22 protein-coding genes are annotated in these 22083 nt (G+C 63.8%); 5 read left to right on the forward strand and 17 right to left on the reverse strand.

Features of this window, described 5'->3' with window-relative positions:
• The 11 genes from AB4097_RS16870 to AB4097_RS16920 form a co-directional block, all read right to left on the reverse strand.
• The coding region (locus tag AB4097_RS16870; protein ID WP_442041621.1) for an aldehyde dehydrogenase family protein at nt 1-365 on the reverse strand (365 nt) is incomplete at its 3' end.
• Nucleotides 362-1132 carry a TSUP family transporter gene (locus AB4097_RS16875; RefSeq protein WP_442041623.1) on the reverse strand — a complete coding sequence of 257 codons (771 nt, stop codon included), beginning with the start codon at nt 1130-1132 and terminating at the stop codon, nt 362-364. The genes AB4097_RS16870 and AB4097_RS16875, both read right to left, overlap by 4 nt.
• A 3-nt stretch (nt 1133-1135) precedes the next feature.
• Entirely contained in the window at nt 1136-3139 is a 2004-nt protein-coding gene (locus AB4097_RS16880) for an alpha-glucosidase (protein ID WP_442041625.1), read from the reverse strand.
• Between the two features lie 9 nt (nt 3140-3148).
• Complete coding sequence (locus AB4097_RS16885; protein WP_442041627.1) at nt 3149-3913, reverse strand: SDR family NAD(P)-dependent oxidoreductase; 765 nt, start codon at nt 3911-3913, stop codon at nt 3149-3151.
• A 12-nt stretch (nt 3914-3925) separates the two neighbouring features.
• On the reverse strand, nt 3926-4807 hold the full coding sequence (locus AB4097_RS16890; RefSeq protein WP_442041629.1) for an SMP-30/gluconolactonase/LRE family protein: 882 nt from the start codon (nt 4805-4807) through the stop codon (nt 3926-3928).
• A gap of 11 nt (nt 4808-4818) precedes the next feature.
• Nucleotides 4819-5625 carry an HpcH/HpaI aldolase family protein gene (locus AB4097_RS16895; RefSeq protein WP_442041631.1) on the reverse strand — a complete coding sequence of 269 codons (807 nt, stop codon included), beginning with the start codon at nt 5623-5625 and terminating at the stop codon, nt 4819-4821.
• Nucleotides 5626-5634: 9 nt separating this feature from the next.
• Nucleotides 5635-7368, reverse strand: coding sequence for an L-arabinonate dehydratase (gene araD, locus AB4097_RS16900; RefSeq protein WP_442041633.1), 1734 nt, complete (start codon nt 7366-7368; stop codon nt 5635-5637).
• A 12-nt stretch (nt 7369-7380) separates the two neighbouring features.
• A complete protein-coding gene (locus tag AB4097_RS16905) occupies nt 7381-8232 on the reverse strand; it encodes a carbohydrate ABC transporter permease (RefSeq protein ID WP_442041635.1) in 852 nt (283 codons plus the stop codon).
• A 5-nt stretch (nt 8233-8237) separates the two neighbouring features.
• The gene (locus AB4097_RS16910; protein ID WP_442041699.1) at nt 8238-9176 is read right to left on the reverse strand and encodes a carbohydrate ABC transporter permease; all 939 of its coding nucleotides are present in this window, start codon (nt 9174-9176) and stop codon (nt 8238-8240) included.
• 74 nt (nt 9177-9250) lie between these two features.
• Entirely contained in the window at nt 9251-10510 is a 1260-nt protein-coding gene (locus tag AB4097_RS16915) for an ABC transporter substrate-binding protein (protein ID WP_442041637.1), read from the reverse strand.
• Between the two features lie 77 nt (nt 10511-10587).
• Nucleotides 10588-11661, reverse strand: coding sequence for an ABC transporter ATP-binding protein (locus AB4097_RS16920; protein WP_442041639.1), 1074 nt, complete (start codon nt 11659-11661; stop codon nt 10588-10590).
• A 280-nt stretch (nt 11662-11941) separates the two neighbouring features.
• Between AB4097_RS16920 and AB4097_RS16925 the strand changes: the two genes are divergently transcribed.
• A complete protein-coding gene (locus AB4097_RS16925) occupies nt 11942-13000 on the forward strand; it encodes a LacI family DNA-binding transcriptional regulator (RefSeq protein ID WP_442041641.1) in 1059 nt (352 codons plus the stop codon).
• Between the two features lie 182 nt (nt 13001-13182).
• On the opposite strand, the gene AB4097_RS16930 is transcribed toward AB4097_RS16925, so the two are convergent.
• Nucleotides 13183-14055 carry a LysR family transcriptional regulator gene (locus AB4097_RS16930; protein WP_442041643.1) on the reverse strand — a complete coding sequence of 291 codons (873 nt, stop codon included), beginning with the start codon at nt 14053-14055 and terminating at the stop codon, nt 13183-13185.
• A gap of 103 nt (nt 14056-14158) precedes the next feature.
• On the opposite strand from AB4097_RS16930, the gene AB4097_RS16935 reads away from it, so the two are divergent.
• Nucleotides 14159-14368 (forward strand): DUF1127 domain-containing protein, encoded by a 210-nt coding sequence (locus AB4097_RS16935; RefSeq protein WP_442041645.1) that lies wholly within the window; start codon nt 14159-14161, stop codon nt 14366-14368.
• Here AB4097_RS16935 and AB4097_RS16940 read toward each other — a convergent pair.
• A complete protein-coding gene (locus tag AB4097_RS16940; RefSeq protein ID WP_442041647.1) occupies nt 14365-15246 on the reverse strand; it encodes a lipid kinase in 882 nt (293 codons plus the stop codon). The genes AB4097_RS16935 and AB4097_RS16940 overlap by 4 nt on opposite strands.
• Nucleotides 15247-15408: 162 nt before the next feature.
• Between AB4097_RS16940 and gshB the strand changes: the two genes are divergently transcribed.
• Nucleotides 15409-16353, forward strand: a complete 945-nt coding sequence (gene gshB / locus AB4097_RS16945) for a glutathione synthase (protein WP_442041649.1) — start codon at nt 15409-15411, stop codon at nt 16351-16353.
• Nucleotides 16354-16636: 283 nt separating this feature from the next.
• On the opposite strand, the gene hemW is transcribed toward gshB, so the two are convergent.
• A complete protein-coding gene (gene hemW / locus AB4097_RS16950; protein WP_442041651.1) occupies nt 16637-17797 on the reverse strand; it encodes a radical SAM family heme chaperone HemW in 1161 nt (386 codons plus the stop codon).
• A gap of 345 nt (nt 17798-18142) precedes the next feature.
• Between hemW and AB4097_RS16955 the strand changes: the two genes are divergently transcribed.
• Together AB4097_RS16955 and AB4097_RS16960 are read left to right on the forward strand one after the other, a co-directional pair.
• Nucleotides 18143-18814, forward strand: coding sequence for a TetR/AcrR family transcriptional regulator (locus tag AB4097_RS16955; RefSeq protein ID WP_442041653.1), 672 nt, complete (start codon nt 18143-18145; stop codon nt 18812-18814).
• Nucleotides 18815-18889: 75 nt separating this feature from the next.
• Complete coding sequence (locus AB4097_RS16960) at nt 18890-19369, forward strand: DUF2852 domain-containing protein (RefSeq protein ID WP_442041655.1); 480 nt, start codon at nt 18890-18892, stop codon at nt 19367-19369.
• A 77-nt stretch (nt 19370-19446) separates the two neighbouring features.
• On the opposite strand, the gene AB4097_RS16965 is transcribed toward AB4097_RS16960, so the two are convergent.
• From AB4097_RS16965 to rph, 3 genes are all read right to left on the reverse strand, one after another.
• A complete protein-coding gene (locus tag AB4097_RS16965) occupies nt 19447-20544 on the reverse strand; it encodes a M10 family metallopeptidase C-terminal domain-containing protein (protein WP_442041657.1) in 1098 nt (365 codons plus the stop codon).
• 124 nt (nt 20545-20668) lie between these two features.
• Entirely contained in the window at nt 20669-21310 is a 642-nt protein-coding gene (gene rdgB / locus AB4097_RS16970; RefSeq protein ID WP_442041659.1) for an RdgB/HAM1 family non-canonical purine NTP pyrophosphatase, read from the reverse strand.
• Nucleotides 21307-22020: a ribonuclease PH gene (gene rph / locus AB4097_RS16975; RefSeq protein ID WP_442041661.1), complete on the reverse strand. Its 714-nt coding sequence runs from the start codon at nt 22018-22020 to the stop codon at nt 21307-21309. Before rph ends, rdgB begins: the two co-directional genes overlap by 4 nt.
• Between the last annotated feature and the right edge of the window lie 63 nt (nt 22021-22083).

The raw sequence follows: 22083 nt of genomic DNA on the forward strand, positions 1-22083 counted from the left end.
ATCACCTCGCCCTTGGCCTCAGGCAACGGCTTGCCCTGCTCCGTGGTGAGGATCAGCGCCAGGTCGTCGGCGTTGGCGAGGATCAGCTCGTACCAGCGGCGCAGGATGGCGCTGCGCTCCTTGGCGGTGCGGCGGGCCCAGTCCTTCTGGACCGCGTGCGCCGTGTCGATGGCGCGCCGGGCCGCGTCGGGACCGAGATCGGGCACCGTGAGGATCAGGGCCCCGTCGAACGGGTCGGTGACCGGGATGGTCCGGCCGTCCGGGGCATCGATCCATTCGCCCGCCACATAGGCCTGCCCCACCAGCAACGACGGGTCCTTCAGCACAACAACACGACGGTCAACAGGTTGCGCATGTACAGTCATCGGAAGACTCCCAAAAGGTGAACGACAGCAGGCGCTCCGAGCGACACGCCTGAGAGGAAGAGGAGAATGAACACGATGCGACGCATCGTCGTCGGCGAAACAGGAGGCGGCCAGCGGCGCGCCGCGTAGGTGGCACCCATGACGCCGGGAATGGCGAGGAGACCCGTGAGGGTCGAACCGGACGGCAGGTCGCCGGCGAACACCACGAGACCGATGCGGAACACGGCATTGAGCGCAAAGACGGTGACGAGCGTTTCGCGCACCGTGATCAGCGGCATGGGCTGGCGATAGAAATGATAGACGAGCGGTGGGCCGGCCGTCGAAAACATTCCGCCCATCATGCCGGCGATGGCTCCGAAGAACAGGAAAGATCCGTCGCTCGACTGCTTCATCAAGGGTTCGGGCTTTCGGGCGAGCTGCAGGCTCGAAACGATGATCACGAGCCCGAGGATCAGGCGCAAGACGTCCGCCTGCGTCCCTGCAAGCCATTCCAGCAACCAGTATCCGACGAAGAGCAGCGGAATGCTGGCGGCCATGACGAAGCCGAACTCGCGCCATGCCACATCGCGCCATCCCTTCAGGAGCATCTGCGCGGCATTCAGCAGCGTCAGCACGCTCACGATCATGGCGGCATCCGGCAGCGAGAGCAGTCCGGTCAGCCCGACGCCGCCCATGGTGATAAGCCCGAAGGCGAAGCCCGTCAGGGTCTGCGCATAGGCGGCGAAGCCTGTCAGCACGAGAAAGCCGATGAGCTCCATAACCGACATCGGTCAGAGGCTCCTCAGGCTCGCGAACAGCGGCGCGAACCCGGATCCTGAACGATAGAACACCGGCGGCTGTCCGAAGGGTGCCGGAACCGTCGCCTCTTGCCCGCCGGCGAATGTCTCGCCCGACCAGACGTGAACCCATTCCGCGCCTTCCGGAAGATAGGTGCTCCACTCCGTCTTTCCCGCCTGCCAGACCGGGGCGACGAGAAGATCCGGGCCGTAGAGATAGGAATCCTGGATGGCGTAGGTGCGGGAATCGTCCTCGAAATGCAGGAACAGCGGGCGCTGCACCGGCAGCCCTCGCGTCGAGGCCTCCGCCACGAGGGATTTCAGGTAAGGCACGAGATGCCCATAGACCTGTGTCATCCGGGCAAAATGTGCGAGCACCTGCGGATCCTGGTCGATTTGCAGGTTATCGCGCGGGCGGTTGCCTTCATGGGTGCGCATGACCGGTGTGAACGCTCCCATCTCGGCCCAGCGCATGATGAGCTCCGCCGTGCGCACATTGCCGAACAGGCTCGTATAGCCGCCGATGTCCGAATGATGATAGGCATTGCCGAGAAGGCCCGACGACAGCGCGCCGGACATCACGGTCACGAGGCCGTCGTGGCGGGTGAAGTCGACCGATTGGTCTCCTCCCCACAGCAAAGGACAATGCTTCTGGACGCCCGTGAAGCCGGCGCGCATGAAGAACAGGGCCTCGCCGGTCTTGCCCCGGCTCTCCACCGCGCGCGCGTTCACTTCGGCCCAGAGCGTCGGCCACGCATTGTGCATCAGCTTCGCATCGACCCCGTTGGCGAGCTTCACGTCGATCGGCAGATACTCTCCGAAATCGGCCATCCATCCGGACAGGCCGAAGTCGAGCATGTTCTGCCCGATCACCCGCTCGGCGAACCAGGCGGCCGCGTCCGGATTGGTAAAGTCGACGACCCCGCAATCGAACTCGCCGAAATCGACAAGCGCCGTCTTCCCGGTCTCGTCCTTGGCGAAATAACCCGCCGCGTCAGCTTCCGGGAACAGCGAGCCGTCGACGGCGAGATAGGGGTTCACGTAGCCGAGGAAACGAATGCCGCGATCTTCCAGCTCCGCCATGCGCTGGCGCAGGCCCGGGTAGCGGTCGTCGTTGGCCTTCCAGTCCCAGAACAGGCGCGCACCGAACGAGGTGTGGCGCAGGCCCACCCAGTCCTCGCACCAGAGACCGGACACCTTCGTGCCGGCCGCAAGGATGGCGTCCAGCCGCTCGAACGAGCGGGCTCCGTCCTTCAAGCCGATGATCGCGCCGTTATAGACCCATTCCGGCAAGGGCGGCTGACGGCCGAAGCGATCCGACATGGCCTCGACGAGAGAAATGAAGGTGGGACGCGCCGTGAGCTCGATCCGCTCCGGCACAGCCCAGATCTCGACCTCGTGGAAATCCCCGTGACGGAAATCGAAGGCCGAATAAGCGGTCGTTTCCACATGAAGCGCGTAACGCCGGGATGAGAGATAGGTCGGCTGCGGATAGTTGGTGTTCCAGTAATCGCCGCCCGACTTGCCCGTGACATCCGCCTTGAACGTGATCTCCGTCGTCTTGTCGCGTCCCACGCCGGGCTCCGAGGTCCAGAGGGGGAACCGGCGGCCGCGCATGTCGAAATACGACATCTGCTCGCCGCCGCCCCATACATGCTCGCCCGGCTCTGCCTGAATGCGGAACCAGATGCGGTTCAGGGTGGCATCGTCACTCCGGAATGCGATGGCGCCGTTCCGGTCATCGCCTGAAATCTGCAGAACGACACGAGCCGGCTGTCCCGGAGCCGCAGAGAAGGCAATGTCAGAGCCGGATACGACCGCATGGGCGAGCGGTGTGCGCTCGATGACATAATCCTCGATGTCGAAGTTACCGCGATACATGTCCATCCGGGCATCGCCCTGCCCCACGAAGAGACACGGCGCATCGCCACGGTGGCGCAGGATCAGCCTTCCATCGAGAACGAGATCGAAGCCGTCGGCGGTCGTTTGAATCTTCATGGGACACTCTCAGTTCTGGGTCAGGCCGGCATCGACGATGAAGTTCGCCCCCGTGCAGCCGCCGCTCTCGTCGGAGCCGAGGAAAAGGGCCATCTTCGCCACATGGCTGGCATCGAGCCGGAACTTCAATGCCTGAAGGTCGAGGAACTGCTGGTTCAGTTCGGGCGTGAGCCAGAGCTGCTTCTGGCGTTCGGTGAGAATGGCACCCGGCACGATGCAGTTGACCCGGATGTTGGATGGCCCGAGTTCACGGGCGAGCGTGCGGGCCATGCCGTTGATCGCCGCTTTCGCGGTCGTGTACCCGACCATGCCGGGGCGACCGCGCATCCACGAAATGGACCCCAGCATGATGACGGAGCCCGCGCCCCGGGCCGCCATGCCCTTCGCCACAGCCTGCGTGGCGAAGAACTGATGGTCAAGATTCAAAGCGAGCGCCCGCCGCCAGTAATCCGGCTCTACCTCGGCCATGTCGTGCCGGTCGTCCTTGCCGGCGTTGTTGACGAGCACATCCACGCCGCCGTGCTCGCTCTCGATCCTGGCCAGCACCTCGCGGAGCGCCGGAATATCGGTGACGTCGCAGGCGTGGAAGGCGGCGCCTGTCGCGCCTGCCAGCGCGTTTCCGGGCTCCTGCGCGATATCGATGAACGACACCCGCGCGCCCTGCGCGACGAAGGCCTTCACCATCTCCTCGCCGATCCCGGACGCACCGCCCGTGATGACCACGGAGCGGTTTTGAAGAGAGCGATACTGAACGGTTGTGTAGTCGGATGCCATCGCAGCGCGGCCTCAAACAGAAGGGTCGAAACGGGTTTCAGGCAGGCCCGGTACATCGACCGGCATGGAAAACAGACTTCCTGAATGCGGGAAGGCTTCAAGTTCATCGGCGGATCGGCCGGTGCGGGCGGACGTCACATAGAGCGTCTTCAAGTCAGCGCCACCGAAGCAGATCATCGTGGGGCACCGGGCCGGAACGGGATACTCGGCCATCAACTTTCCATCCTGAGCATAGCGCTGGAGCCGCCCACCCTCGAACAAAGCCGTCCAATAACAGCCTTCCGCGTCCACTGCGGCGCCGTCGGGACGCCCGCGGTCCGTCCCGGTCGGCTGAAGGCGCACGAACAGGGCCTTGTCCGTCGCCTCGCCACTCACCGGATCGTAGGCGTAGCGCCAGACCGTGAAGGTCGGGGTATCGGAGTGGTAAAGCGTGCGCCCGTCCGGCGAAAAGGCGACGCCGTTCGACGTGAGAAGACCGCTCGCGAGCGTCGTGAGACCTCGATTGTCATAGCGGTAGAGATGCGCCCTGCCGCCATCCTTCGGCTCGTCGATGGTGCCGGCGAGAAAGCGGCCCGCCGGATCCACGCGCCCGTCATTGAAGCGGCTCGTGCGCTGGTCCTCCGGATTGTCGGCGAGCTTCGTCTCACGATGCCCCTCGGAATCGAGCAGCCAGAGGCCCGAGCGGAATCCGGCGATGAAGCCCCCGCCCTTCCTGAACCCGATGCAGCCGATCTCCTCGGGCATCGCCCTGACGGCATGCTCGCCCGTCGCAGGGCGGAAGCGATGAAGCGCCCTCCCCTTGATATCGACGAAGAACAGCGCCTGCTCATCGGCATCCCAGATCGGGCACTCGCCCAATTCGGCGCGGAGATCGAGGGCGACGGAGAGGGGCATTCCACTGAACCTCAATAGGCCGCGGCTGGAGCATCCGGAGAGGCCGGTTGATCACGCAGGGCGCCCAGCCACTCGGAGGCGCGGCTCGTCATCATGGCAATATCGGACGCGACCGCGACGTAGCTGTAGCCGTAAGCGATGAAGCGGCGCACCATGTCCGGGTTGGGCCCCACGATACCGACCGGCTTGCCGGCGTCCCGCGCCATCTTGGCGGCCGTCTCGATCAGCGCCTGAACGTCGGGATGCGCGATATTGCCGATATGCCCCATGGCGGCGGCGAGATCGCCGGGGCCGACGAACAATGCGTCGATGCCGGGAACGGCCGCGATGTCCGGCAGCCGCTCGATGGCTTCGGGCGTCTCCAGCTGGACGATCACCGCTATTTGATCGTTGGCACGCTTGAGATAATCCGCCGCGCGACCGAACCGCGAGCCGCGATGAACAGCGGCGACGCCGCGAATGCCCTCCGGCGGGTATTTCGTGAACGAGACGGCCTGCCGGGCTTCCTCGGCCGTCTGCACGAACGGGAGCATGATCGTCTGGGCGCCCGCATCGAGCACGCGCTTCACGAGCACCTGATCATTCCAGGCGAGGCGCACGACCGCATCGGCGGGCGTGCAGCCGACGGCGCGCAGGATGTGGGCCAAGTCGGAGACTTCGATCGGCACGTGCTCCATGTCGACGACGAGGAAGTCGAAGCCGCTGTAGCCCATGGCTTCGGCGGTCGCAGGAGCCGCCGCCATGAGCCAGGTGCCGAGCGGCGGGCGCGGCCCCGCGCCCTTCAGCCAGCCTTTAAACCGGTTCTCGATATCGATCATGACGTGCCCCTAGAAGATGGACGGCTCGACCACCGGGCCGGGCGTGCTGAGAAAATCGAAGTCGCAGCCCTGATCGGCCTGCGAGACATGGCGCTGGTAAAGCGCCGCGAAGGACCGGCCATAGACATGCGCGGTCGGCTTCCACTCGGCACGGCGGCGCTCCAGCTCGGCCTCGTCGACTTTCATGTCGAGGCGCCCGGCCTCGACATCGAGTTCCACGAGATCGCCGGTCCGGAGAAGACCCAAAGGACCACCCACGGCCGCCTCGGGCGCCACATGCAGGATGCAGGTGCCGTAATGGGTGCCGCTCATGCGTCCGTCGCAGATGCGGACCATGTCGCGCACGCCCTGGCGGAGGAGCTTCTTCGGGATCGGCAGATTGCCCCATTCCGGCATGCCCGGCGCGCCGACCGGGCCGGCATTGCGCAGAACGATGACCGTATCCTCGGTGATGTCGAGATCGGGCTTGTCGATGGTCCGGTTCATCTCGGCGGGGTTGTCGAAAACGAGCGCCGGTCCGACATGCTTGAGGAATTTCGGATTTGCCGCCGAGGATTTCATCACGGCGCCGTTCGGGGCGAGGTTCCCGCGCAGCACGGCCAGCGTCTTGCCGCGCGAAAGCGGCACGACCGGATTGTCCTCTCCCCGAATGACGTCGTCATTCCAGCATTCGGCTCCGGTGATGTTCTCGCCCAGCGTCCTGCCGTTCGCCGTCATGGCATCCCGCTCCAGATGCCGCTCCAGCTTCTTGAGCAGTGCGAGCAATCCGCCCGCGAAGTAGAAGTCCTCCATCAGGTACTCGCCGGATGGAAAGAGATTGGCGCAGACCGGCACCTTGCCGGCCATGTCGGACATGTCGTCGAGGGTCAGGTCGACATTGGCGCGGCGCGCCATGGCGATGAGATGCACGGCGGCATTCGTCGAGCCGCCGAGCGCCATGTAGGTCACAAGCCCGTTGCGGAAACTCTTTGCATCGAGGAACCGCGATGGCTTCCAGTCCTCCCAGATCATCTCGACGATGCGCTCGCCGCATGCCGAGGCCATCCGTGGATGGCCGCTGTCGGCCGCTGGGATCGACGACGCTCCGGGGAGCGTGAAGCCCATGGCGTCCACGATGGACGTCATGGTGGAGGCCGTTCCCATGGTGTTGCAGGTGCCGATGGAACGTGTCATCCGGCTTTCCAGATCGACCCAGTCCGATTGCGTGATGTTGCCGGCCCGAAGCTCGTCCCAGTATTTCTTGGTGTGCGTGCCCGCTCCGGTCTTCTGGCCGCGCCATTGCCCGTTCGACATGGGTCCCGCCGGGCAGTAGATCACCGGGATATCCATGCTGATCGCGCCCATGAGGAGCCCGGGCGTGGACTTGTCGCAGCCTCCCAGCAGAACGGCACCGTCGATGGGATGCGAGCGCAGGAGTTCCTCCACCTCCATGGCGAGGAAGTTGCGGTAGAGCATCGTGGTGGGCTTCACCATCACCTCGCCGACCGACAGGGCCGGCAATTCCACGGGATACCCGCCGGCCTGCCAGACGCCGCGCTTCACGGCCTCCGCGCGATCGCGCAGATGCGAATGGCATGGGCTCAAATCGCTCCAGGTGTTGATGATGGCCACAACGGGTTTGCCGAGGAACTCTTCCCGGCGCAGGCCCATCTGCTGGGTGCGCTGGCGATGCGCGAAGCCGCGCATGTCGTCGGAGGCGAACCAGCGCTGGCTCCGCAACTCCCCGATGGGTCGGCGTGTCATTTCAAAAGTTCCTTATCCCTTGATGCCGCCGGAGGTCAGGCCGGACACGACGCGCTCCTGGAAAATCACGATCAGGACCGCGACAGGCACGATGCCTACGACGAGCGCCGCCGAGATCACCGGCCAGGGGAAAGCGAACTCTCCCTGGTACAGGGTGATGCCGACGGGAAGCGTGCGCAGCATCGGATTGGAGTTGAAGGAAAGGGCGAGCAGGAATTCGTCCCAGGAATTCACGAAGGCGAGAATGCCGGCGGTGAAAACGCCCGGAGCCGCGAGCGGCACCACGACCTTGAACAGCGCGCCCAGGCGCGTACAGCCGTCGATCATGGCGGAGTTCTCGAGATCGCGTGGGATTCCCTCGAAGAACGACACCAGGATCAAAGTGCAGACCGGCAGGCTCAGCACCGTGTAGGGCAGGATCAGGGCGATCCAAGTGTTGAGAAGGTTCAGCGCGCGCATGATCTCGAAGAGAGGAACCAGCAACGTCACCAGCGGGAACGTCGACACCGCGATGATGGCGGAGAGGATCAGATCACGCCCCCGGATGTGGAGCCGCGCCAGGGCATAAGCGGCAAGCACCGACACGAAGAGCGTCAGGGCCGTGGACAGCAGCGCGACCATGAAGCTGTTGAAGAGAAACAGGATCAGCGGCTGATCGGTGAAGGCGCGCAGGTAGTTTGCAATCGTCGGTGCGTGAGGCAGCCACGTGATCGGCTTGGCGGTCAGCTCGGCTTCCGTCTTGAGCGACGTGAACAGGATCCAAAGCGCCGGGAACATGCCGTTCGCGACCAGGATGAAGCCGATCAGGATGCGCAGCGGCTTGCCGGAGAAGATCGAGCTGTTGGCAGGCGTATCATGGCTCATGACTGTCACCCCTTAGCCCGGATCATGCGCAGGTAAACCGCCGTCACGCCCATGGAGAGGGCGAACATGACCACGGCGAGCGCCGAGCCGTAGCCGAGATCGAGGAAATCGACGGTGTTCTGGTGGATGTACATGGCGAGCGTGGCGGTGGACGTGCCCGGGCCGCCGCGCGTCATGGTGAAGGGAATGTCGAAGGTCTGCAGCGCAGTGATGGTGCGGAAGATCAGCGCCACGACGATGGACGGCTTGAGCAGCGGCAGCGTGATCTCGAAGAACTGCCTGAGCCGCCCTGCCCCGTCCACCTCGGCGGCCTCGTAGAGCGAGCGCGGAATCGTCTGGAGGCCGGCGAGAATGATCAGCGCCATGAAGGACGATGTCTTCCAGACGATCGTCAGGCAGATCGCCGCGAAGGCCCAATTGGCGGAATTGAACCAGATCACGCCTTCGAAACCGAGACGACGGAGAACGTCGTTCACGACGCCGTATTCGGAATGGAAGAACCACGCGAAGATGAGGCCTGCGAACGAGAGCGGCAGAGCCCACGGAATCAGAAGCGAGAGCCGGACCGGCCATTTGGTCTTGAACGGCAGGTTCGCCATCAGGGCGAGCGCCAGACCGACGAACAGTGCTCCCGGGACCGTGATGAGCGTAATGAGAACCGTGTTCCAGGTCGTCTCCCAGAACACCGGATCCTCCAGCATCAGGGAGTAGTTCTCGAGCCCGGCGAAGGCCGCCGGTGCGCCGGAGGTCAGCGACAGATTCTGGAAGCTGGTCCAGACCAGACGGCAGACCGGATACACGATGATGAGCGCGAGCAGCAAAGCCGCCGGCAACAGCAGCAGCATGGCCAGGGTCCGCTCGCTCGGATCGAGGAAGCGCGTCCACCACTTCGTACCGCTCTCGCTACGCGCCGTCACTAAGGTTGTTTCGCTGGCCGTTGCCATCGTCATGATCCTGTCCGGGTGCAACGTTGGGGATGGGCGCCCGAAGGCGTCCATCCATTAGATCAAAGTGCGGATTAGCGCAGGACGCGGCGCAGGCGGCCTTCCATCTGCGTGGCGCCTTCCTCGGGCGTCGACTGTCCGGCCAGAACCGCGTTGACAGTGGTGCGGATGATGTCGCTCACCTCGTTGTATCGGGGCGTCACCGGCCGGGTCTTCGCGGTCTCCACCACCGGACGAGCACTGGCGAACCACGGAACGGCCTTGGTCACGTCGGCATCCGTATAAACATCGGGGAATTGCGGGAGCAGAGCGGCGTTGATCGCCATGAACTCCGAGGTTTCGGGGCTCGACAGATACTGCACGAACTTCTGCGCTTCGGTCTTGTTGTTGGAATAGGCAGACACGCCCCATTCCCAGCCGCCGAGGCAGGAGGCGGGCTGGCCGCCCTGGACCGCCGGGAGCTTCACGACGCCGACCTTGTCCTTCACGGTGGAATCGGCTCCCTGGAACTGACCCCAGGCATAGGACCAGTTGACGGCGAAGAGCACGTTGCCGGCCTGGAATTCCTTGCGGGTGTCGTCGGTGGCGACTTCGGCGATGTTCTTCTTGGCGACGCCCTGATCGACGAAGTCCTTCCATAATTTCAGCGACTTCACCGCAGCGTCCTTGTCGAAGGACAGCTTGCCGTTGGAGACCAGCTGCTTGCCCATGCTCCAGTACGGCAGCAGGAAGGTGCAGACCGCGCCCTCGATCGCCTTGCCTTGGAACGAAAGGCCCTGAAGGTTCGGGTCCTTCTCGGCCTCGCCGACCTTCTTGGCAGCGGCCGCGAGTTCGTCCCAGGTCTGCGGCGGCTGGATGCCGTGCTTATCGAGAAGGTCCTTGCGGTAGTAGAGGAACATCGCATCGGCGAAGGCCGGCAGGGCCACCACCTTGCCGTCGACGGTGTTCGCCTCGGCATAGGCCGGAAGGTAGCGCTTCATGTACGCGCCTGCATCGCTGCCGAGCACCTCATTGAACGGCACCGTCCAACCGGCGGCCGCATATTGCGCCGGGCGGATCACATCGAGGATCATGACGTCGAGGGATGAATCCTTCGCGGTCATGACGGTGTTGAGATATTGCGCCTGCGCCTCGGACGTATTGCCGCCCGTCTCGATGGTCACCTTCACGTTCGGGTTCTTGGCCTCGTACATGTCGAAGGCCTTGCGCCACACATCCGGGCGATGCTGGCTGGAGACGAACACGCGCAGATTGGTCTGAGCCATGGCGGCGGATGCCGACAGGGTGACAGCCGCGCCGGCCAGAAGCAGCTTCATGGTCTTGTTCAAAGTCATCGTTTCCTCCGTGGACGTTTCATGGTGCCGGTTCCTTGCCGACACCCATTTTTGGACACCTTTGTCGGCTTGGCCCGTCAGACCAGCGCCCGTTCCGTTGCCGCATCGAACAGGTGGACCCGAGAGGGATCGACACCGATCGACAGCGTTTCGCCAGGGCGCGGCCGCATCTCCGGCGCGACGCGCGCCGTCAGTGTGGAGGCACCGAGAGCGAAGTGGATGAGCGTGTCGGAGCCCAGCGGCTCGACGACCTGCACACGACCCGAGAGGGCATGGCCTTCGCCGGCGGGCATGAAATGCTCGGGCCGGATGCCGACGATGACGTCGCGTCCCTCAAGGCCGTTCGCCTTTCCGGATGGATGACCCTGGAGCGGAATGCTGGAGCCACCGTCGAACACGACCGCACCGCCGCGGATCGTTCCCTTGGCGAAGTTCATGGCGGGCGAACCGATGAAGCCGCCGACGAAGACGCTGGCCGGGCTGTTGTAGACTTCGTCGGGAGTGCCGACCTGCTCGATCTCGCCACCCTTCAGAATGACGATGCGATCGGCGAGCGTCATCGCTTCCACCTGGTCGTGCGTCACGTAGATGATGGTGGTGCCGATGGCCTGGTGGAGCCGCTTGATCTCGGTGCGGACTTGACCACGCAGCTTCGCGTCGAGGTTGGAGAGAGGCTCGTCGAACAGGAAGACCTGAGGACGGCGCACGATGGCGCGTCCCATGGCTACGCGCTGGCGCTGACCGCCGGAGAGCTGGCTCGGCTTGCGGTCGAGGAGCTGGGAGATGCCGAGCATTTCGGCCGCCTGAGAGATGCGGGGCTTGATCTCGGCAGCCGGTATGCCGCGCACCTTCAGGCTGAAGGCCATGTTCTCATAAACGGTCTTGTGCGGATAGAGCGCGTAATCCTGGAACACCATGGCGATGTCACGCTCGCGCGGCGGCAGCTTGTTCACCACCCTGTCGCCGATGCGGATCTCGCCGTCGCTGATGCTCTCCAAACCGGCGAGCATACGCAATGTCGTCGACTTGCCGCAGCCGGACGGGCCGACCAGCACGACGAATTCACGATCGGCAATTTCCAGGTCGATGCCCTTCACGATCCGAAGTGCACCGTAATTCTTCTCAAGCTTACGGAAGCTGACTGACGACATGCTCCCTCCCTGTTGCTTTGCAGCGCGCTCGAAGCCGGCCCGCCTGCGTCCATGGTCCTGCGACGGATCCCAGGTGAATTTGGAACTCGCTCATCATAGCGCTACGATGGAATCCACGCAAGAGACATTTCGGGACTGGCAAAGGGCCGCAGAAGGCACAACATCTGCCTTAAACCCGCAGAAAATTCTCTGAAAACAGCTTTTTCCTTGGATGTGGAGGCCTGATATCCTATACTCAAGGAAGCTTCTTCCATCGAAGCGCTACGAAAAAGAGAAGCCGATGGACGCCGACAGCAGCAGCTTACAGAGCCGGGGCACCCGAAAGCGCCGCAAGATGCAGCGCGTTACGATGATGGATGTGGCCAAGCTCGCTCAGGTGTCGCCTTCCACCGTTTCGCTCTATCTGCGCAAGCCGGCCGCCGTCTCCCCTGCGGCCGGGCAGGAGATCGCCCGCGCCATCTCCACCCTGGGCTATGTTCCCAATCTGGTGGCGGGCGGCCTGGCCGCGGCGTCCTCCAAGGTCGTCAGCATCATCGTTCCCTCGATCCGCAACGCCTTCTTTGCCGAGACGGTCTCGACTCTTCAGTCCGAGCTGGCCGCGGAAGGCTTGCAGGTGCTCCTCGGCCATAGTGAATACGGCGAAGATCAGGAGGAGGCCTTGGTCCGGACTGCGTTGTCCTGGGCGCCGGCAGCCATCATCCTGACGGGGTTGTCCCACGGCGCCGGGACGCGCAAGCTTCTGCAGGCCAGCGGCGTGCCGATCGTCGAGATGTGGGAGCTCGGGGGAAAGCCGATCGACATGGCGGTCGGGTTCTCGCACCCGCAGGTCGGCGCATCCGCCGCCAGGCATCTCCTGTCGAAGGGCCGTCGCACTCTCGCCTTCCTGGGGGCGCGCATGCAGGAAGACCACCGGGCCGAGAAGCGCGCAAGCGGCTTTGCCGAGACGGCAAGCACGGGGGACATCCTCTCGTGCGAGATCATCAATCATCCTGGCGCAGCGACGGTCGAGGCCGGCTCTCTCCTGCTCAACCGCGCCCTCCAGCAGCTCCCGACCCTCGATGGAATCGCCTGCTCGAACGATCTGATCGCCCTGGGGGCTCTCTTCGAGTGCCAACGCCGGGGGATCGCCGTCCCGGACGGGATCGCGGTCGTCGGCTTCGGCGATCTCGACTTCAGCGCCTCCTGCATCCCCTCCCTCACGACCATCCGCCCCTCAGGAGACCTGATCGGACGGGAAGTCGCCAGGCTTATCCTCACCAGCATCCATGGCGAACGTCCCGAGGGAGCCGCGCGGATCGTCGATACGGGCCATGTCCTGATCGAGCGGCGAAGCACCTGATGCCCGCTCGGAACACAGGATCACGGATCGATCCGAAGGCCCCTTTTGAACGCTGCATTCTCCCGCGGTCGCCGGAACTCTGAAACAGAGCAGTCGCGACATAACCCTTGGCTCAAGCATCCACGTCTCACCACACAAGACATGGATGGCCGCAACAAAGCTGATCGTACCGGCAAGGCTACTTAGGCCGCCATGCGATGCCGGTCCGCCACGGCCTCGCGGATGCACCGTGCCAGTTCCTGCACGACATGATTGCCGCCGTCACGCGGCAGGTAGAGATTGACCATGAAGGGCGGAAGCGGGGGCAGGCCCGTTTCAGGGCCCAGCACGTCGAAACCGCTCGGTACGGTCGATGCCATCCAGGCCATGACCGCGATGTCGGCAGCGACCGTCGCCACTTGCGCCGATGTATTCGTGACCTCCGAGACGGAACGCCATTCGATGCCGGCCTTCTGCAGCACGTCACGGATCGGCGCGCGGAAAGCGCAATCGGAGCAGCCGATGGAAACGGGCAGCGGACGCTGGCGTGCCGCATCGCCGCCGCGCGCACCAACCCAGACGAGACGATCCATCACGAGATTCTCGCCATCGGGATCGCAGGCCATCTCGGTGGCGAGCACCACATCGACCTTGCCGCCATAGAGTTTCGAGCGAAGGGACACGCTGGAGCCGCTGTTGAGCGAGATCTGCACACGGGGATAGCGGCGGGCGAAATCCTTCAGGAAGGTCGGGAGATAGGTGGTGATGATGTCGCTCGGGATGCCGAGCCGCACCTCACCCTCGAATTCCGGCGTCGTCATCTCGGTCCAGATTTCATCGTTCAAGGCCAGCATCCGCTTCGCTCGCCCGAACAGGCGCTCGCCGGCAATGGTCAGCTTCATGCCGCGCCGGTCGCGGGTGATGAGTTCCTCTCCCAGCGTTTCTTCCAGGCGCTTGATCTGCTGGCTCACTGCCGCCTGGGTCAGGTTGAGAACCCCGGTAGCGGCGGTCATCCCGCCGGCATCAACCACCGCAACGAAAGCCCTGAGCAGGCTGACATCGAGATTCCGGGCCATGGCTACCTCAATAAAGGATCATTATTCTCAATATAATGAACATTCGTTTTTCTTATGCAAGAGGAAAGCGCATCATCTCCTTATCGAACCTGAGGAGACAGTCATGACAGCCCATGCAACATCCTGCGATTGGACCACCGAGCAGACCGCCCCGAAGCCCTCGCGCATCAAGAGCCTCTTCGCGGCCCTCATGCATGAGATCGAGGTTCGCCGGGCCCTGCGCCACGTCAGCGCCCTCGATGATGCGATGCTGCACGATATCGGCCTCACGCCCGGCAACATCGAGGATGCCGTCCGGTGCGGTCGGCATTAGCCTTCCTGTTTCGGCGCAAACACCGTCACGGCTGCGGGCCGGATCGAGAAATGGGCGGGCGTCTGGGTCACGATTTCGCCATCCGCATTGATGGGCCTCGGCTTGCGGGTGCGGATGTCGAACTCCTTGGCCCGGACGGCCCTCACCTCTTCCCAGGCACCATGCTGCCCGTAACGGAATGAGCGCGCCATGAGGGCGAGCTTCCAAGCCCGTTCCAGCTCTAGGCTGTAGAGATCGAGATGCTGGTCGTCGATGGCCGCGTCTTTTTCCACCGCATTTCCTCCGCCATAGAAGCGCCCGTTGCCGACCGCGATCTGCAGCGTCTTCACGCGCACGGATTCGTTCTCGCTCGTGATGGTGGCCCGGAAGGGCTTGGCCTGTGCCAGCACTTTTAATGCCACCAGCGCATAGCCGAGGCGGCCCCAGCGGCGCTTGATGTCCCGCGTCAGCTTCTGCGCCAGTTCCGCCGACAATCCGAGGCTCGCCACATTGAAGAACGGTTCGCCGTTGACGAGGCCGAGATCGATCTTGCGCGTCATCCCCTGGGCGATGATATCGGCGGCGGCGTTGAGATCGAAGGGTATGTCGAGAGTGCGGGCGAGATCGTTGGCCGTGCCCATCGGCAGAATGCCTAAGGGCAATCTGGCCTCGATGACTCCCAAGGCCGCCGCATTGATGGTGCCGTCGCCACCGCCGACGATGGCGCAATCCACATCATGGGCATGTTCGACGATGAGCGGAGACAGGTCTTCCCGACGACCGCATTCCAGATGAACGGGCTCGATGCCATGATCCTTCAGGCGTTCGACGGCCATGTCGCACTGGGCGGCGCCGCTTCGGCTCTTGGTATTGACGATCAGAAGGGCGCGGCGGGGCATGGACCAACACATGGAAAAGCTTGAGCGGATCCGCAAGGGGAGACCTTAAAGCGGAGCCGTTGGACAACCCGCGTCCCTCGATTTCGTTCACGGGACGTCAGATCAAGAGTTGCCATCCACGATATTTGGCCCAATAACCCTGCTTCCCAAGGAGGCTGACGCATGACCCTCACCGTTGCGTTCCAGATGGATCACATCCGCAGCATCAAGATTGCAGGCGATACCGGTTTTGCGCTGCTGCTCGAAGCCCAACGGCGCGGGCATCGGGTCCTTCACTACACCCCCGACCGCCTGTCTCTGCGCGACGGGGCGGTGGTCGCGATGGCGGAAACCATCGAAGCGCGCGACGTGGAAGGCGATCATTTCACCCTGGGCGAGCCCCAGCGGATCGATCTGTCGACGGTCGACGCGGTGCTCATGCGCCAGGATCCGCCCTTCGATCTCGCCTATATCACGGCTACCCATTTCCTTGAGCGCATCCATCCGAAGACGCTCGTGGTCAACGATCCGACCCATGTGCGCAATGCGCCGGAGAAGATCTTCGTCACGCATTTCCCGCACCTGATGCCCCCCACCCTCATTTCCCGCGACAGGCAGGAGATCGAGGAGTTCCGGCGCGAGCATGGCGACGTGGTGATGAAGCCGCTCTATGGCCATGGCGGCGCGAGCGTGTTCAAGGTCGGGCGCGAGGATCCGAATTTTGGCTCGCTCTACGACCTGTTCTCCAACCTGTTCCGCGAGCCCTGGGTGATCCAGCGTTTCCTGCCCAAGATCACCGAAGGCGACAAGCGCATCATCCTTATCGACGGCGAGGCGGCCGGTGCGATCAACCGGGTGCCGGCGGCCAACGACATCCGTTCCAACATGGTGCGCGGCGGCGCGGCCAAGCCCACGGACCTGACCCCGCGCGAGCGCGAGATCTGCGAAACCATCGGCCCGGACCTCAAGCGCATGGGCCTCATCCTCGTCGGCATCGACGTGATCGACGGCAACCTCACCGAGATCAACGTGACGGCGCCCACGGGCATCCGCGCCATCAAACGCCTGGGCGGGCCTGATCTCGCCGTTACAATGTGGGATGTGATCGAGAGTAAGGTGAAGCGGTAACGACCTCGCGCTCTTCACCGCCATGCCCGCACGTGTTGCGGGTATCCATGTCTTTGTAAGGCAACAACCTGAGCCCTCATCCTGAGGAGGTCACGTCAGTGGCCGTCTCGAAGGACGAGGGCGCCTCCCGTGCACTCTGGACGATCCTTCGAGACGGTGCTTCGCACCTCCTCAGGATGAGGTCGAGGGCTCGATAGGCGGATGGCCGAGACGAGCCCGAATAGGACGGAAAGGTCTCACCCGGCCGCGCTCCTTCGCCTCCCAGCACGGGGGAAGCAGCAGCTTAAGCCGCCAGTTCCGCGATCACTGCATTGAGCACCGGAAAGCCCTTTGGGGTCACGGCAAGACGTGAGCCGTCGACCTGGATCAGCCCCTCCTCCTCAAGGATGCGCAAGCCGCGTTGATTGAGCGTCTTGCCCGTGAAAGCCTCGAAACGGCGCGGGTCAACGCCTTCCTTCAAGCGAAGACCCATGAGCAGGAACTCGTCGCCCTCGGCCTCGGAGGTCAGCACCTCCTCGTCGATGACGCCGTGGCCCTCGCGCTCGACCCGCTCCAGCCAGGTTTCGGGATGCTTCTCCGTGGCGGTCGCAAGCCGGGCATTGCCGGTGACGAGGCGTCCGTGAGCTCCGGGACCGATGCCCGCATATTCGCCGTAGCGCCAATAGAGCAGGTTGTGCCGGGATTCCGCCCCCGGCCGGGCGTGATTCGAGATCTCGTAGGCCGGCAGCCCGTGCTTCTCGCACACCTCCTGCGTGATGTCGTAGAGAGCGCGGCCGGTCTCCTCGTCCGGCACCGTGATCTTGCCTGCATCGAAGAGACGCTGGAACCAAGTGCCCGGTTCGATGGTGAGCTGGTAGAGCGACAGGTGCTCGACCGCATGGGAGATGGCCTGCTCCAGCTCCGCCCCCCAGGCCTGCGGAGTTTGACCGGGCCTGGCATAGATGAGGTCGAAGGAATAGCGCTCGAAGATGGAGGCGGCGATCTTCACGGCTCCCAAGGCTTCATCGACCGAATGCATACGGCCTAAACGCTTCAGGTCGGGATCGTTGAGCGCCTGGACGCCGAGCGAGACCCGGTTGATGCCCGCATGCCGGTAGCCGCGAAAGCGCTCCGCCTCGACGCTGGTGGGGTTGGCCTCCAGGGTCACCTCGGCCCTGGAATCGATGGCCCAGGCCCCTCCGATGGCATCGAGGATCGCCCCCACCGTCTCCGGCTTCATGAGCGAGGGGGTCCCGCCGCCGAAGAAGACGCTCGTGACCGTCCGCCCTGGAATGCGCGAAGCCGTGTGGGCGATCTCGCGCCGGAAGGCCGCCAGGAACCGCTCCTGATCCACCGGCTGATGGCGGACATGGCTGTTGAAGTCGCAATAGGGGCATTTGGAGGCGCAGAAGGGCCAATGGACATAGATTCCAAAGCCCACATCGCGCGTCGGATGATCGATCATGGGGCGTATATGGCAGGTCGGAGGGCGGACGTCACGGGTGCCGGTGTCGCGTGGCCGTGCGAACTCCTCTCCTGCCCTGTCGCGTCATCACAGGCCTTGTGCCGGTGATCTCGATCGATTGAGGCGCAACGCTCTTCCGATTGGGATGGCCCCCACAAGCCGGCCATGACGAGGAAATCTCACCCAGACGCCCCTTCCCCCTTCCCACGAGGAGGAGGGCACCAGCATCCAAACTTTTCTGAACCTGTTCACTCACAAGGTTGTTCTCTCCTACAGAACCTTCCGTTCTGGTCTCCGGCGATGCGGGGCCCTATGATCGGCGGGTTAAAGAGTCAGGAACCCACCATGCGGCATTGGCGCGGCCCGTTCGACAGGCAGGGCTATCACCACGGCAATCTGAAGGAAGCGCTCATCGAGGCGGCGCAGCGCTTCATTGCCGAGCGGGGAATCGGGGGGTTCACCCTGGCTGACGCGGCCAAGCTCGTGGGTGTGACGCCTGCGGCCCTCTATCGCCATTTCCGCGGTCGGGACGCCCTGGTGGCCGAGGTCGCCTTCCGCGGGTACGACGAGCTCGCGAAGCGGCTCGGACGGGCCCTTCAGAGCGAGGGAACGGCGCTGGAGCGCTTCACCCGGATGGGCGAGGCTTATCTCGCTTTCGCCGAGCAGGAGCCGGGCTTCTACACCGCCATGTTCTCGGCCAAGCCCGCCGAGGGGGAGGCTTCCTGCGGCCCGTTCTGGGCCAAGAGCATCCAGAGCGGCGGCAAGCCCGTCGGCAACGCCTTCGATTTCCTGGTCCAAGCGCTGTCGCAGACGTTTCCGGAAGGCTTCCAGAGCGTCGATGTACGCTTCATCGCCATTGAAGTCTGGGCGCTCTCCCACGGGATCGCCACGCTCGATGCCGCCGGCCAGCTGCCCAAGGGTCCCGGACTGCCGGACAAGTACGAACTGCTCCGGGCCGGCGTGCTGGCCCTGGTCCATGGCGCCCTGAAGGAGCGCTCCGGCACCCCGGCGAAATAATCGAGGAAACCTCTCTTGAAAGCGCCGAGATCCAATCGCATGTTAATGTTGTTATCATTAACATAGGGACCTCCAATGTCTGACTCTGCCTCCGCCGCCTGGAACGCGGGCCCGCATGCGGGCCCCTGGAACAACGGCGCTCAACACCGCCGCTGCGGGCGCAGGCCCGGACGCGGTCTGGAGATCGCCGGCATCATTCTGGGCTTCATCTTCGTCTGGCCGCTCGCGCTGGCCTATCTGGTATGGAAAATGTGTGGTTATCCGAAATACGATGAGGCCAAGGCCTTCCTCCGCGACACCTTCGGTCGCGCACGCGACGATTTCTTCGCCTCGCGCGGCCCTGCCGGTTTCAGCGGGTTCGCCAGCACGGGCAATGCGGCCTTCGACGAGTACCGCCGCAGCGAGCTGGAACGCCTCGAAGCGGAGCGCCGCAAGCTCGACGAGGAGGCCCGCGACTTCCGCAACTTCGTCGAGGAGCTGAAGCGGGCCAAGGATCGCGAGGAGTTCGACGCCTACATGGCCAAGCGCCGCGGCAACGGCACGACGAACGCCTGATTGGTCTCTCTGCCCAAATGAATGGAGCGCCCCAAAGGGCGCTCCAACTCGCATTTTACGAGATTCGTACCGATCGCTCAGATAACGAAGAAGTCGCCTGCGCCCAGGGCTTTCTTGGGCAGCTTGGCGATGGCGATCTGCGCCTTGGCGCCATCTCCGTCCGGGTCGTAGTAGAGAACGCCTTTGCCCTTGTCGAAGATGATCCGGTCGTCGTTATCGTGAGCCTTGGAGCCGGCATAGAAGGCCTTGGCCGCCATCTTCTTGGGGGCCACCATGGTACCGGCCTTGCCGAGCCCTTTGAACACCACGTCGTCGAGCCAGATATCGTCATCCTTGGCGCGGAAATCCTTGATGGTGTCGACGTTCGTTTTCTTGTTCGGCTTGGTGTTGAACACGAACACGTCCTTGCCGGCCCCACCCGTCAGGGTGTCCTTGCCGTCGCCGCCACTGAGGGTATCGTTGCCGCCCATGCCGCTGAAAATATCGATATCGGCGCCGCCCACGAGGTAATGGGCAAAATCGTTTCCGGTCACGTTTTCACGGACGACATCGCCGACCTGCACCGTCAGGGCCTGCGTGTGGGAGAACCCGGTGCTCCCAACAACCTTTACGGTAATCGTGTGGCTCGCCGCCTGCTCGTAATCGAGCTTGAGGCCGTCGCGGACCTTGAGCTGCGATCCTTCGAGTACGAAGCGGCCACCGGCGTCGTCGAGTAATTGGTATTGGATGGTGCCGGTATCGGTTTGATTTGCGTTGACCAGCGATAGGTTGCCGATGAGAGCGCCTGTTACGGCTGCCTCTGCAATCGAGCCCCCACTGAGAGACAATTGGGGTGGGGCGATACCAGCGAAGTGGCCTTGGTAGATGGTATCTCCAGCGTCGGTGAGATCCGCCCAGGTCACAACCCAGCTCCCGTCGTTGAGAACTGTTACGACAGGGTGAGGAGTGCTGCTTACTTGTAGGTGTTGATTGACTTTCTCAGCCGGGCCGTAAGCGACGCCGAGATGGTTGAATACCTGTGCGAGAATGACCGTTCTAAAATCAACTTCTGCGGACCATACGACGACCCATCCACCATTTGGCAGCGCAGCCACGGAGGATCCGGTGACCCCGTATTCCGATTGGGGCATATCGCCGCCGATTTGTATTTCGTCTCCGATTCGAATGAGCGCCATGGATCTCGACCTTCCCCACAGATGATATCTGTAACTATGTCACATTACAGCGCTATAGCCGAATCCGTGGGGTCAGTCGAGAGACCGCTTGTGCGAAGGCGTACCTCCTATAGGGCTGGGTGCCTCAGGCCTTCCTGAGGCACCCAGCGGCCAGCTTCACGAAGGCGCGCGCGCGGTGAGAGAGGCCTTCCGGCTCGGGCTTCGACCAGTCGACGCCGTGCTTCTCCTCAGACGAGATTTCCCCGAAGGTCTCGGTGAAGCCGTCCGGCTGGAACATGGGGTCGTAGCCGAAGCCCTTGTCGCCGCGCGGAGGCCAGACCACTTGGCCGAAGACCCGCCCCTCGAACAGTTCCTCATGCCCGTCGGGCCAGGCAATGACGAGGGCGGAGACGAAATGGGCCCTACGATCCGTCGCCTCGCGCTTCGAAAGCTCGCGCTCCACCCGCTCCATGGCGGCATGAAAATCCCTCTTCGGTCCGGCCCAATCGGCCGTGAAGAGGCCGGGCGCTCCATCCAGGGCATCCACGCACAGGCCGGAATCATCCGAGAATGCCGGCAGGCCGGTGGCCTTTGCCGCCGCATGGGCCTTGATGGCGGCATTCTCGGCGAACATGTGCCCCGTCTCGTCGGGAACGGGCAATCCGAGCTCGCCCGCCGAGACGGCCTCGATACCGAAAGGAGCCAGAAGCTCCTGCATCTCGCGCAGTTTGCCGGCATTGTGGGTGGCGATGACGACCTTGCCGGCCAAGGGGCGACGGGTGCTCATGCGACGGCTTTCTTCTGAAGGTCCACCAGCTGCGCCACGCCGGCCTTGGCAAGCCGCAGCAGGCTCAGGAGCTCCTCCTCGGAGAAGGGCTTGCCCTCGGCCGTGCCCTGCACCTCGACGATGCCGCCCGACCCCGTGATCACGAAATTCGCGTCTGTCTCGGCGGCGGAATCCTCCGCATAATCGAGATCGAGAACCGGCTGCCCCTTGTAGATGCCGCAGGAAATGGCCGCGACGGGCTCACGCAGGGGGTTGATCGAGATGATCGAGCGATTCTGCATCCAGGTGAAGCATTCGTGCAGCGCCACCCAGGCCCCGGTGATGGACGCCGTGCGGGTGCCGCCGTCGGCCTGAATCACGTCGCAATCGACGACGATCTGCTTCTCGCCGATGGCCGGCAGGTTGACGACCGCGCGGAGCGACCGACCGATGAGGCGCTGGATTTCCTGGGTGCGGCCCGAAGGCTTGCCGGAATTGACCTCGCGGCGGGTGCGCTCGTGCGTGGCGCGGGGCAGCATGGAATATTCCGCCGTCACCCAGCCGCGTCCGGTGCCGCGCAGCCACGGCGGGCCCTTTTCTTCCAGGGATGCGGTGCAGATCACCTTCGTGTTGCCGAAGGAAACCAAGCAGGAGCCTTCCGCATAGCGCGCGACGCCCCGCTCCAGGGTGACGGGACGCAGTTCGTCGGGGGCGCGGTTGGACGGACGCATGGCGGATTCTCCTGAAGCTCTTGCGATTCCCGCCTGTTTGAAGCGGCCAGGACGATTAGGCAA

It is taken from the genome of Microvirga sp. 2MCAF35 (assembly GCF_052115545.1).
Classification (GTDB): domain Bacteria; phylum Pseudomonadota; class Alphaproteobacteria; order Rhizobiales; family Beijerinckiaceae; genus Microvirga.

Coding starts and splice junctions, on each gene's coding strand:
- rdgB (WP_442041659.1), bottom strand. CDS start 21,310: ATGAGCACCCGTCGCCCCTTGGCCGGCAAGGTCGTCATCGCCACCCAC.
- AB4097_RS16925 (WP_442041641.1), top strand. CDS start 11,942: ATGGACGCCGACAGCAGCAGCTTACAGAGCCGGGGCACCCGAAAGCGC.
- gshB (WP_442041649.1), top strand. CDS start 15,409: ATGACCCTCACCGTTGCGTTCCAGATGGATCACATCCGCAGCATCAAG.
- hemW (WP_442041651.1), bottom strand. CDS start 17,797: ATGATCGATCATCCGACGCGCGATGTGGGCTTTGGAATCTATGTCCAT.
- AB4097_RS16920 (WP_442041639.1), bottom strand. CDS start 11,661: ATGTCGTCAGTCAGCTTCCGTAAGCTTGAGAAGAATTACGGTGCACTT.
- AB4097_RS16955 (WP_442041653.1), top strand. CDS start 18,143: ATGCGGCATTGGCGCGGCCCGTTCGACAGGCAGGGCTATCACCACGGC.
- rph (WP_442041661.1), bottom strand. CDS start 22,020: ATGCGTCCGTCCAACCGCGCCCCCGACGAACTGCGTCCCGTCACCCTG.
- AB4097_RS16885 (WP_442041627.1), bottom strand. CDS start 3,913: ATGGCATCCGACTACACAACCGTTCAGTATCGCTCTCTTCAAAACCGC.
- AB4097_RS16880 (WP_442041625.1), bottom strand. CDS start 3,139: ATGAAGATTCAAACGACCGCCGACGGCTTCGATCTCGTTCTCGATGGA.
- AB4097_RS16895 (WP_442041631.1), bottom strand. CDS start 5,625: ATGATCGATATCGAGAACCGGTTTAAAGGCTGGCTGAAGGGCGCGGGG.
- AB4097_RS16905 (WP_442041635.1), bottom strand. CDS start 8,232: ATGAGCCATGATACGCCTGCCAACAGCTCGATCTTCTCCGGCAAGCCG.
- AB4097_RS16875 (WP_442041623.1), bottom strand. CDS start 1,132: ATGTCGGTTATGGAGCTCATCGGCTTTCTCGTGCTGACAGGCTTCGCC.
- AB4097_RS16940 (WP_442041647.1), bottom strand. CDS start 15,246: ATGCCCCGCCGCGCCCTTCTGATCGTCAATACCAAGAGCCGAAGCGGC.
- AB4097_RS16935 (WP_442041645.1), top strand. CDS start 14,159: ATGACAGCCCATGCAACATCCTGCGATTGGACCACCGAGCAGACCGCC.
- AB4097_RS16960 (WP_442041655.1), top strand. CDS start 18,890: ATGTCTGACTCTGCCTCCGCCGCCTGGAACGCGGGCCCGCATGCGGGC.
- AB4097_RS16890 (WP_442041629.1), bottom strand. CDS start 4,807: ATGCCCCTCTCCGTCGCCCTCGATCTCCGCGCCGAATTGGGCGAGTGC.
- AB4097_RS16965 (WP_442041657.1), bottom strand. CDS start 20,544: ATGGCGCTCATTCGAATCGGAGACGAAATACAAATCGGCGGCGATATG.
- AB4097_RS16910 (WP_442041699.1), bottom strand. CDS start 9,176: ATGGCAACGGCCAGCGAAACAACCTTAGTGACGGCGCGTAGCGAGAGC.
- AB4097_RS16915 (WP_442041637.1), bottom strand. CDS start 10,510: ATGACTTTGAACAAGACCATGAAGCTGCTTCTGGCCGGCGCGGCTGTC.
- AB4097_RS16930 (WP_442041643.1), bottom strand. CDS start 14,055: ATGGCCCGGAATCTCGATGTCAGCCTGCTCAGGGCTTTCGTTGCGGTG.
- araD (WP_442041633.1), bottom strand. CDS start 7,368: ATGACACGCCGACCCATCGGGGAGTTGCGGAGCCAGCGCTGGTTCGCC.